At 66.7% G+C, this 11,263-nt stretch carries 7 protein-coding genes and 3 pseudogenes; 2 read left to right on the top strand and 8 right to left on the bottom strand.

Translation table 11 applies throughout. The features are described from left to right. From ABT186_RS45985 to ABT186_RS45945, 8 genes and pseudogenes are all read right to left on the bottom strand, one after another. A partial coding sequence (locus tag ABT186_RS45985; protein ID WP_502973529.1) for a helix-turn-helix domain-containing protein occupies positions 1 to 263 on the bottom strand: 263 nt, incomplete at its 3' end. Positions 264 to 1,636: 1,373 nt separating this feature from the next. Beyond that, positions 1,637 to 2,347: pseudogene (locus ABT186_RS45980) on the bottom strand (IS256 family transposase); the annotation flags it as partial. A gap of 38 nt (positions 2,348 to 2,385) precedes the next feature. Further along, a pseudogene (locus ABT186_RS45970) lies at positions 2,386 to 3,983 on the bottom strand (ISL3 family transposase). A 64-nt stretch (positions 3,984 to 4,047) separates the two neighbouring features. Continuing rightward, positions 4,048 to 4,551 (bottom strand): annotated as a pseudogene (locus tag ABT186_RS45965) (transposase); the annotation flags it as partial. A gap of 231 nt (positions 4,552 to 4,782) precedes the next feature. Next, positions 4,783 to 6,225: a ricin-type beta-trefoil lectin domain protein gene (locus ABT186_RS45960; RefSeq protein WP_351930373.1), complete on the bottom strand. Its 1,443-nt coding sequence runs from the start codon at positions 6,223 to 6,225 to the stop codon at positions 4,783 to 4,785. A 16-nt stretch (positions 6,226 to 6,241) separates the two neighbouring features. Continuing rightward, a complete protein-coding gene (locus tag ABT186_RS45955) occupies positions 6,242 to 7,870 on the bottom strand; it encodes a glycoside hydrolase family 27 protein (protein ID WP_351930371.1) in 1,629 nt (542 codons plus the stop codon). Positions 7,871 to 7,895: 25 nt separating this feature from the next. Further along, the gene (locus ABT186_RS45950) at positions 7,896 to 8,006 is read right to left on the bottom strand and encodes an RICIN domain-containing protein (protein ID WP_351232536.1); all 111 of its coding nucleotides are present in this window, start codon (positions 8,004 to 8,006) and stop codon (positions 7,896 to 7,898) included. Next, a complete protein-coding gene (locus ABT186_RS45945) occupies positions 7,979 to 8,206 on the bottom strand; it encodes a ricin-type beta-trefoil lectin domain protein (RefSeq protein WP_351232534.1) in 228 nt (75 codons plus the stop codon). The genes ABT186_RS45950 and ABT186_RS45945 overlap by 28 nt, the downstream gene beginning before the upstream one ends. Positions 8,207 to 8,433: 227 nt before the next feature. Here ABT186_RS45945 and ABT186_RS45940 point away from each other — a divergent pair, with 227 nt between their 5' ends. Further along, complete coding sequence (locus ABT186_RS45940) at positions 8,434 to 8,565, top strand: hypothetical protein (RefSeq protein WP_351232497.1); 132 nt, start codon at positions 8,434 to 8,436, stop codon at positions 8,563 to 8,565. Between the two features lie 1,133 nt (positions 8,566 to 9,698). Then, positions 9,699 to 10,805, top strand: coding sequence for a ricin-type beta-trefoil lectin domain protein (locus tag ABT186_RS45935; RefSeq protein WP_351930369.1), 1,107 nt, complete (start codon positions 9,699 to 9,701; stop codon positions 10,803 to 10,805). The last annotated feature ends 458 nt before the right edge of the window (positions 10,806 to 11,263 follow it).

The raw sequence follows: 11,263 nt of genomic DNA, 5'->3' as shown, positions 1-11,263 counted from the left end.
TCGAGATACCCGGCAAGCTTCTCCAAACAGCGCAGCGACAGGCGACACCGGCCCCCGCTCGGCCCTCGGGAAAGCAGCGCGTCGGCACCACCTTGTCGCCACAACTGCTGCCACTGGTAAGCCGACTTCACACTCACACGCAGCTGCCGGGCCACCTCGGGCGGTTTGACCTGCTGAGCGAACAGCTCCGCCGCCTGCATCCGCACCGCTTCCCGGCGCCGCCGTGCTGCAGGCGTCAGCCCGCCCCCATCCGAATATCTCACGCACCACGGATTACCGGCAACACCACACCCACATCAGGACGTTCAGCAAACTTCACCCTAACGAGCCCAGATCAGTAATAGGGCGTTATCTGTGGGAAAACTTCAGACGGGCGCGGCGGCCGACGCCCCGTCAGCCGCCCACCAGGGCTGACGAGGGGCTAGCGCCGGTTTTCGTTCCGATGTTCCTACCGACGCCAATCGCATTGGATGCAGCGGTCTGGCCGCCCGGCCGCTGGAGCTACGGTGGCGGGAACCGGGTGGGCTGCGTTGCGGGTGAAACGGCGCAGGATCGCCTCGGTGGGGCACGACGCACTGGCCCCCAGGAATTGCCACCCGCGTGCGACGCGCCGCGGACCCGTAATGCACCAGCCGTCCGGAGATCGCCGACCACCACCATCCCGGTGCCAGCCGCTTGCCCTTGCGGACTGGAAACGGCCTCAGTGGCCGACACCGCTGGAAGTCCACCTCGGCGGCAGCATCCGACCAGCGCAGACACCTTGCCTCCTGCCCCGCCTCGCAGAACACCACATCGGCCCGCCCCACATCGGCCAACGCCACCCCCGCCCTGTCCCGCTCGGACCCCGATCCCTCCACACCACACAAACGGCTCATCAGCCGATCCAGTAATGGGCGCAACGGAAAACCAGCAGGATGCGACACAGTCCGCCCGGACCCGGTCCTTTCAGTCGAACAGGCCGAGATCTGCCAACTGCCCCGGCGCTGCGCTTTTGGCAGCGAGGATTTCCGGCTGCGCATGTTGCTGCGCCATACGCGCAGCCGGACCTCGGTCCCGTCCGGCAGGACTTCTACGTGGGATCGGCTGATGGGCCCCACAGTGCCCGTGCGTGCTTTGTACTGTGCCAGGGCCGCTACGCCTCGTTTGAAGGCCCCCAAGGCCGCCTTGGCGGGCGCTTCCTGCTTGGGCGGCAGGGGCGCGATGCCGAGGTGCTCCAGGCGTTCGCGCTGTCCGTCCGTCCGTCAACCCGTGCCAGACGGTGTGCTGTCTCTGCCGGGCGAGCCATGCGCCGGCATCGAGGCCGTTGACCGTGACTCCCGGCTGGAGTTCGGTCTGGCCGGCCTGGTCACGTAGGAGTTCCTGTACAGCGGCGTAGTGGCGTTGCCAGGTGGCCGGCCATGCGGGATTCCAGTCCGGATCGATGGCAGCCGGCGCTGCGGCCCGTTCGGGATGCTTGTCCAGCGCGCCTGGCCTGCGCAGGTTCGAAAGAAGCTGTCCGATGGGCTTGCCCAGAGCCACTGCCGTGCGCGGCGCGCAAAGGGTGAAGTGCTGCTCGTAGTAGGCGCGGCACGCGGCGAGGCTCTCCTCGAAAGCCGCCTCGGGGTGAATTTAACGGCTGATCTTGGTTGTTGAGTGGTCAGTTGTTGCTCGGGGTCAGGCGGTCCTCGAAAGCGATCTGGAACGCGTTCAGCGGTGCTTTCCAGCGCATGGTCCACCTCTTGCGGCCCTTCCCGGTCGGGTCCAGGCTCATCAGCGCCATGTAGATGCACTTGAGGGCGGCGGCTTCGTTGGGGAAGTGTCCGCGGGCACGGACGGCCTTGCGGATGCGGGCGTTGACGTTCTCGATCGCGTTCGTGCTGCAGATGACCTTGCGTATCTCGACGTCGAAGGAGAGGAACGGCACGAACGCGGCCCAGGCGTCCGACCACAGCTTCACGATCGCCGGATACTTCTGGCCCCACGCCTCCTGGAACTCCAAGAACCGCTCCGTCGCCGCGTCCTCGCTGGGTGCGGTGTAGACGGGCTTGAGAGCCCTGGCGACCTTGTCCCAGTCCTGACGGGCGGCGTATCGGAACGAGTTCCGCAGCAGGTGAACCACACACGTCTGGACAATTGTGCGAGGCCAGACGGTCTCCACGGCCTCGGGAAGGCCCTTGAGCCCGTCACAGACCAGCATGAGCACGTCGTCCAGGCCGCGGTTCTTCAGCTCGGTGAACACGTGCAGCCAGTACTTGGCGCCCTCGCCGCCGTCGCCGGCCCAGATGCCGAGGATGTCGCGGGTGCCGTCCACAGTCACCGCCATCACGACGTAGACCGGACGGTTCGCGACCTGCCCGTCCCTGATCTTGGTTCTGTCGACGATCTTGTGATCCAGTGGAGATGGTGTCACCGTGCGAGCAGGACGCGTTTGCGAAGGAGATCGAGGCCGGCACGGCCGAACATCTGGCGTTTCAGCATCTTCAGCCGGTTGATGTTGCCTTCAACGGTGCCTGAACTATGTGGCAGGGACAGACCGTTCTGGACGGCGTCGAAGTCGCGGCGGAGGTTGCGGGCGAAGCCCGCGAGCGGAGCCAGGGTGTCGCGCTCGACGCCGGCGATCCACTCCTCGAGCCGGTTTCGCCGTGGCGTGCGGTCATCATGACGGCGAACTTCCTGACGTGGCCGGTGAGCCGGTCCAGCTCGGGATCGCGCTCACGCAGGCGGTGCAGCTTGTCGGCATCGCCGTCGCGGAGGTGTTCGGGATGCGTCATGATCCATGAGGTGACCTCGCGGACCGAGGGAGGCTTGGGACCGACGGCGGGTGCGTGTCCGCGCCCGGTGCGGTAGCGCCGCAGATGACGCTGGACGGCCAACTCGCCTCCGGGATAGCCGAGTTCCTGGATCTCCCGGTGGAGCTGTGCGGCATTTCTTATGCCTTCGTTCCAGCGTCGGTGCAGGTAGCCGACGTACGGGTCGACGACATGCGCCCGCTGCAGGCTCTTGGCGACGACATCATCAGCGGAGCGGGCGTTGACCAGCTTGCGGACCGTGGCCTGGTGCAGCCCGAGCTTCCGGCCGATCGCCGCCTTCGACATCCCCTGGGCCCACAGCTCGTGGGCGGCGGCATGCTGCTCCCGAAGCCGGGTCACGATCTTCAGCTCCTTCGACGGCTGCACCACCTCGGGCTCCGCTTCCGGGTGGCCGGGGCCGTCTTCCGCTCCGGCAGGCGGTTCGGCCAGGCGGGAGCGGTGGGCGTTGACCGTCTTCTCGACCGCCTGGCCGAGGTTGGCCCACAAGTGATATCGGTCCGCGACCTGCTGGGCCTGTGGCGCCCCGACCCGCGCGCCCTCCCCGTAACCACTGGAGCGGTCCCGGCAGATGACCTTCACCTCGGGATGGCCCTGTAGCCAGGCGGCCAGGTCCTCGCCCTCGCGACCGTCGTAGAGATGCAGCGGCCGGTGGGTGGCCATGTCGATCAGCACAGTGCCGTAGTGGCGGCCCTTGCGGAAGGCAAAGTCGTCGACACCAAGCACCTCAACCTCGCCGATCTCCGGCTCGGGCAGAGCCCGGACCATCCGCAGCAGGGTGTCCCTGCCCACGGTGATGCCGACCACGGCCGCCAGGCGGGCCCCGGCCCGGCCGGCCAGCGCCAACCCGATCTGCGTCAACAGCCCGTGCAGCAAAGGGGTATAGCGGCCGTGCGGAGTCGTCAGCCCCGCGATCTGCTCGGCGAACGTCACTGCCGTGCAGGCGGGATTCTCACAGCGGAAGCGACGTATGTGTAACTCGATCACGACACCGAGACCGCCCACAGCGGCATCACGCAGCTTGCGTACATACCCGCCGTGCACCCGCGACGAGCTGTGACCGCAATGGCAAGCCCCCATCGTCGACCGCACTCGTGCCCGCAGTACTACCTTGTCCGGCCCTCGCTCGACCTCCTCGATCAGCAGCGCGGACAGGTACGGAAACAACTCCAGGAGCACATCACGAGAGCACCCGATGCATGATCGCGAACAGTCGGCACAACCCGCTCAACCGTCCGGATCACAAGATCGTCGACAGAACCCTGATCTTGACGTTGATGGCGTCCACGAACAGGACCGGATAGACGCGGTCGAGCGGCCGGTTCTGCCACTCGGCCATGCCCTCCATCACCTTGTCGGTGATGGTGGAGACGGTCTGCTGGGACACCTCGGCGCCGTACACCTCGGCGAGATGAGCCGATATCTCCCCGTGGGTAAGGCCCTTCGCGGACAACGACAGCACCATCTCGTCGACGCCGGTGAGGCGCCGCTGCCGCTTCTTGACGATCTGCGGCTCGAAGCTGCCGGCAGTGTCGCGAGGCACCTTCACTTCCACCGGCCCGACATCGGTCAGCACGGTCTTGGCGCGGGTGCCGTTGCGGCTGCTGCCGTTGTTCTTCCCTGCCGGATCATGCTTCTCATAACCGAGGTGATCGGTGATCTCGCCTTCCAGGGCAGATTCCAAGACCCGCTTGGTCAGCTGCTGCAGCAACCCACCCTGCCCGGTCAGCTGCAGTCCCTCCGACCGGGCCCGCTCCACCAGCATCGCGACCAGTTGCTCGTCGGACACGGGCGCAGGCTGCCCGGACTGGGCACTCTCGACAGGCTCCACGGTCTCCAACTCCACGGCGGTGTCAGTCACTTGACGTCCCTCCCATGATCGTCGGATCCGCCGTTAGATTTACACTCCCCCCAGCGGAGATGTGCGGGACGGGTCACGATCCGTCCCGCACACCTCATGGGGCTGTCAGGGCTCCTTCAGCCCCGGGCGGTGGTGTCAGCCGAGGTGCCACTGCTGGTTGCTGCCGCCGTTGCAGTCCCACAGTTCGACCAGTGCGCCGCTGGCGGTGGACGCGCCGGTCACGTCCAGGCACAGGCCCGACTGAACGCCGGTGATGGTGCCGTTGGAGTTGAGGTTCCACTGCTGGTTGGTGCCGCCGTTGCAGTCCCATATCTCCACTTTGGTGCCGGCCGCGGTGCCGGCCGCGTCGAGGCACTTCGCACCGCCGTAGACGGTGAGCTGCTTGGTCGACGTGGTGGCCCAGGTCTGGTTCGTGCCGCCGTTGCAGTCCCAGATCTGCGTCTGGGTGCCGTTGGTCTGCGAAAAGCTTGGCACGTCCAGGCACTTGCCCGAACCGATGGCGTGGATCGGACCCGTAGTGGCCGTGCCACCACCACCGGTCCCGCCCCAGCCGTACTGGAGCCGGTCCAGGCCGGACTGGTTGTTGATGCTCAGTGAGTAGTTGGTGCCGGTGCCCTGGAGGGAGGTGATGGCGCAGGAGGCGTTCTCGCAGGGACCAGGACCTTGCGTCTGGTTGGCGAACTTCACGCCGACCCAGAGGATGGAGCCCATGCCCTGATTGCGCACGGTGTCGGTGAGTGCGTAGAGGTACGACACGTCGTTGGTGCCGTCCCGCGGACCGTCGTAGTTGACGCCGGTGTTCATGGGAGCGCCGAACTCGGTGAGGACGGCACGGCTGTCGTAACCGCACAGGGCGTTCTCGAAACTGGTGACCCAGCCGGCCTCGTCGGGGTGGGTTTCTCCGCCGAGGGTGTACATGTGGATCGACAGCAGGGTGCCGGTCAGACGCGAGTCGGCCCCGACGGTGCACAGGTTCTGGTCGGACCAGGCGCCCGGGACAAGGATCCTGCCCCGCGGGACGCTGGGGTAGTGCGCCACCCAGGCCGCTGCCACGTCGGCCTCCTGGCTGGCGGTGTAACCCCAGGGCTCGTTCATGATGTCGAAGTAGAAGTTGCTCTTGCCGAGGTACTTGTTGATCACCACGTCCCACATTTGGTAGAAGGTCGTGGTGTCGCCGATGACGCCGTTCTGCAGCCAGGGGGCAAGGACGACGTTCATGCCCAGGTCACTGGCCGCGTCGAAGGCCGCGGTGTAGCTGTTCCACCAGCTGTCGGAGACGGTCGCCCGGTTGAACCCCATGCGGACGGTGTTGGCACCGAGTGCCTGGTAGCCCTTGAGGATCGAGGTGGCCTTTCCGTATGTGGTCGCGTAGCTGTCGGAGGTGGACAGGCCCACCGGTGTGATGTCGCCGGTGACGAAGTTGTCGTTGGGGTCGGCCCAGTTCACGCCGTGGAACTGGTTGGTCGCGGCGTGGGCGCCTGGGCCGGCGCCGACCTGGAGGCCGAGCAGGGCCATCAGCAGGGCGGCGATCACGCCGATCGTCGTGAGAAGTCGGGGTCTGTGTCTGTCGAGTTGCACAGGTGCGCCGCCTTAACTATCCGAGGTGCCACTGCTGGTTGCTGCCGCCGTTGCAGTCCCACAGTTCGACCAGTGCGCCGCTGGCGGTGGACGCGCCGGTCACGTCCAGGCACAGGCCCGACTGAACGCCGGTGATGGTGCCGTTGGAGTTGAGGTTCCACTGCTGGTTGGTGCCGCCGTTGCAGTCCCATATCTCCACTTTGGTGCCGGCCGCGGTGCCGGCCGCGTCGAGGCACTTCGCACCGCCGTAGACGGTGAGCTGCTTGGTCGACGTGGTGGCCCAGGTCTGGTTCGAGCCGCCGTTGCAGTCCCAGATCTGCGTCTGGGTGCCGTTGGTCTGCGAAAAGCTTGGCACGTCCAGGCACTTGCCCGAACCGATGGCGTGGATCGGACCCGTAGTGGCCGTGCCACCACCACCGGTCCCGCCCGCGACCCGGTACATCACCGTGCCGTGCGCCGGCACACTTGCGCTGATGGTGCCGGTGGTGGTGGACGTCGCGCCGGTCCACAGGTCGGTGAGCGTGTAGCTGGAGGCGCCGGTCTTGCCGACGGCCGAAGCGCTGGTGGTGATGGTCGCGGTGGAGTTGGTCTCGTTGAACAGCACGACCGAAACGTCACCGTTGGCGAGCGGCTTGGACATCACGTCCAGGCCTCCCGAGGAGGAGACCATGGTGCCCTGCTTGCCGAGAGAGTCCTGGTCGACGGCGATGACCGCCTTGTTGGTCAGGATCGACAGAGTCTGCGAGCTCGCACCGATGATCTTGCTGCCGGAGATCAGGGGGGCCGCCATCTCGGCCCACAGGCTGAACTGGCTCTGGTACTCGGTCGTGGTCATGCCGCCGTTGCCGGTCTCCAGCATGTCGGGATCGTTCCAGCCCCCGGGCCCGGCGTACGCCGCCAGGCTCGCGTTGCTGTGGAAGTTCGAGAGGAAGCTGGTGTAGGTGTCGGCGACGTCACCGGTGGTGCGCCACATGTTGCCGACGTTCGAACCCCAGGTCCACACGTTGTCCGTGCCCCAGTTGCAGATGCTGAACAGGATCGGGCGCCCGGTGGCCTTGAGCGCATTGCTCATCGTGGTGTACCGGGTCTGGGAACTGATCCCGTTGTTGTAGCAGTTGTCGTACTTGAGCAGGTCGACACCCCAGGATGCGAACAGGTTCGCGTCCTGCGTCTCGTGCCCGAGGCTGCCGGGCAGGCCGGCGCAGGTCTGGGTGCCGGCGTCCTCGTAGATGCCGAGCTTCATGCCGAGGGAGTGCACGTAGTCTGCGACGGCCTTGATGCCGTTGGGGAACCTCACCGGGTCGGGCACCAGGTTGCCGTTGGCGTCCCGGCTCGACGCCATCCACGCGTCGTCGATGTTGACGTACTCGTAACCGGCCGCCTGCATGCCGTTGTTGTGCATCTCCAGCGCCGTCTGCTCGATCAGCGACTCGGTGGGGTTGTTGCCGTAGGCGTTGTAGTTGTTCCAGCCCATCGGCGGGGTCTTGGCCGCGCCGTTGTCCAGCGCCGCGGCCGGCGTCGCGACGGCGGTCACGGCCAGCGGAGCGACGGGCAGGGTCAGAGCACAGGCCAGGAGCACCGAGCGCAGCCTGCCGCGTCTGTACCGGTCAGGGCGTCGCAGGGACGGTGGTGGGGTCAGTCGCATCGCAAACCTTCCAGGGGGTGTGATCTCAGCCGAGTTTCCATTGCCCGTTGCTGCCGCCGTTTCCGGTCCACGGGTCGATCAGGGCACCGCTGGCAGTGGAGGCTCCGGTCACATCCAGGCACAGGCCTGATTGCACGCCGGTGATGGCGTCGTTGGAGTTGAAGCTCCACTGTTGGTTGCACCGCCCGTACACGTCCAGGTCTGAACCTTCGTGCCCGGGGCCGTCTGGTTGTTGTACGCGTCCGGGCACAGCTGACTGGCACCGGAGTACACCGTCAGCTGACCCGCGGACGTCCGCGTGAAGATCTGATGGGCACCGCCGTTACAGTCCCAGATCTCCAGCTGCCGACCCGGTGTGGTCGAAGCAGCCGAAACATCCGGGCACTTTGCCGGAGCTCCGCACGCGGTCGGCGTTTTGGAGTAGTCGCTGATCAGAGCGTTGCCACTGACCCGGTTTCAGGTGTTCCAGGTCCAGGCGAGGTACCCGGACTTCTGACCGTCCAGCCGGCTCATCAGCGGGTTGATGCAGCTGTCACCGCCAGTCGCCCTGCCCGATCTCGCCGGTGACCAGCGGGCTGCTCGCGATGACCGGGGCGATCTGGCTGTTCCAGCAGGACGCGGTGTCAGACGTGTTGAAGCTGCAGGAGTGCCAGGACGCGGTGAGGTTGCCCTTGGGGTCGCTGGGCTCGTACTAATTCGCGGCGAGGAACCGGGGAGACAGCGATGCAACCGCCGTCACGGCGGTCGACCGTCTCACCGATGGGTGCGCGGTCGGCCCACACGTACGCACATCGGTCTGCATGACCGTCCCTTTCCCGCGGCTCATCGCGTCGGAGATGACAGCGCCCTCCGGGCCCGACAGTGCGGCTGAGCTCGGCCGTCTCGAACGGTGACCGCTCGGTCTCTTCACGTTTCCTCCGTCACGGTGCTCTGCGTGGCCGGCCGCCGGTGGGGACGGCGGGCGGCCGCGACATGGTGGGTGACCGGCACACCGAGGGGCGGGAACGCCCCCAAAGGGTCTGCTCGGCCGGATCGACCCAGAGTCGGGTGAAGACGTGATCGCGCGGCCAGAGGGGCGGCCGGTGCGATCCGGATTGCTCGAAGGGCTTGATGGCGGGCCGAGCGTACGGATGATGGGTTGCGAGGGTCAAGACTTTTGTCGGATCTGATGTTTGACCATGTTGGATTACGCGCCATTGGGGGCTCATGTCGAGTATTGGCTCGTGGGTGGTGGTCACGGGTTGTGCGGCGATGGTCTCGTGCTGTGCGGCGACGTCGCCGGGGTCGCGACGGCTTCGGGAGGGTGGGTGCCCGGCCGGGGTGGTGAAGGCGGGCCTCGACCTCGTTCGCAGGCAGTGTGCTGATCCAGCACGACGGGGAGCCGACCCTGGACAGGGTGCGATCGGCGGGTCGAGCCCCAGCAACCAGACATGGGATGCCAGCGGGCCAGTGCCGGAGAGGGAGAGGCGACGAACAGACCATAGGAGCAGCTGGGGCCAGCGGCACAGAACTCGCCTCTGCGGCACCGCTCTCAAATTTCTGGCATTCATGGGATGTCCCCGATGGGGATCAGTGTGCTATCTCTACGGATGCTCTGGTGAAGCCGGTCCGGGCCGACCGCTCGACACGGGAGGGCCGGGGCAGACGTGACGCCGGACAGGCTCGGTGTTGTCAACGCTCACAGCGCAAGAGTCTCCCCACCCACGCCGTTCTGCCAGTGCGTCAGACGGCCGCCGACGCCGACGGGACGGCAAGACGGCCGAGTTGCTGACATGAACGGCGATCAGCCCCGTTGATCCAGCACTCACTCGCAGAAGAGGACGCCTGCATGAGAAAGTCTTGGATACTACCCCTGGTCACGCTTGTCGCTGCCGCGCTCGGGGTGACGGCGGCAGGTGTGGCCCCTGCCGCCGCCGCCTCCAACACCCCTTTGCGGGTGATGCCGTTGGGTGACTCGATCACCTGGGGTGTGGGAAGCAGTACGGGCAACGGCTACCGGGGGCCGTTGTGGAACGAGCTTGCGGCGGACGGCCATCCGCTGGACTTCGTGGGCACGGTGCGGAACGGCTCGATGTCCGACCCCGATAACGATGGCCACCCCGGATACCACATCAACGAGATCGCCGCACTCGCCGACGCCTCGCTGACCCGCTACCGGCCCAACGTCGTAACGCTGCATATCGGCACCAACGACCTCATAGGGGCCTCTGGGCCCAACGCCGCCATCGCCGATCTGAAGTCGCTGGTCAACCAGATCACCACCGACGTCCCCGACGCAACCGTCCTCGTCGCCTCCCTGATCGTGTCCACCAACAGCTCGGAGGAGCAGTGGCGGGGCACGTACAACCAGGCCATCCCCCAAATCGTCAGCGACGCACAGGCCGCGGGCAAGCACGTCGCATACGTCGACATGAGCAGCCTGGCCACGGCCGACCTGGCCGACCAACTGCACCCCAACGACGCGGGCTACCAGAAGATGGCCGACGCCTTCCACCGCGGCATCCAGTCCGTGGACAGCGCCGGGTGGCTGAAGAATCCCGCCCCCGCCCCCGCACCCGTGAACTCCGGCATCGCCGGCAAGTGCCTGGACGTCAACGGCGCCAACACCGCCGACGGGACCGCCGTCCAGATCTGGAGCTGCAACGGCGCCGCCAACCAGCTCTGGTCGCTCTACACCGACGGCACGCTGCGCTCCATGGGCAAGTGCCTCGACGCCGCTGGCTTTGGTACCGCCAACGGCACCAAGGCGCAGATCTGGGCCTGCCACGGCGGCACCAACCAGATCTGGCAGCCCTTCAACGGCGGCTACCGCAACCCCGCCTCCGGCCGCTGCCTCGACGACCCGGGCTCCTCCACGACCGACGGCACGCAGCTCATACTGTGGGACTGCAACGGCGGCTCCAACCAGAAGTGGACCACTCTGACCGCCGGATGACCCCGCTCCCGGGACCCGAGCTCCTTTCCAGGCCTTGGTCCCGGGAGAACATCGGTGGCGGGCACCGCCGGGTGCGGCGCCCGCCGTGGCCGGGGTCGGCGGCCGCCAGCGCGGGACGCCACCGATGACGTGGGTGGGCTGGGGATATGCCTGTGCTCTCTTTCAGCCGTTGCATCTGACCGGGCCACCTGGCCGGAGAACACTGAGTGGTCCGAGAGGCCGAAAAGGATTGCCGCGAAGATCCACAAATTTTTTCCGCCTCGACCGCTTCCCGTGCGCCGCGAAGCGCGGCACGGCGAACGCCGGCGGCGGCGAACGGATGATGGCTGCTCGCGTCCCTGCCGCTCACGTCGCGCACCGCGTACCACGGCCGCCACTGGATTTCCCGCGGATGAAGATCGATGAAATAGAAACTGTTCTTCGGCTCTGAAGAGAGGAACCCAGCCGACGCACGGCTG

Source organism: Streptomyces sp. NPDC001634 (assembly GCF_040298185.1).
GTDB lineage: Bacteria > Actinomycetota > Actinomycetes > Streptomycetales > Streptomycetaceae > Streptomyces.
Note: the sequence above shows the minus strand (reverse complement) of the source record. Positions and strands in the feature narration are given on the sequence as shown.

Coding starts and splice junctions, on each gene's coding strand:
- ABT186_RS45955 (WP_351930371.1), bottom strand. CDS start 7,870: ATGCGACTGACCCCACCACCGTCCCTGCGACGCCCTGACCGGTACAGA.
- ABT186_RS45935 (WP_351930369.1), top strand. CDS start 9,699: ATGAGAAAGTCTTGGATACTACCCCTGGTCACGCTTGTCGCTGCCGCG.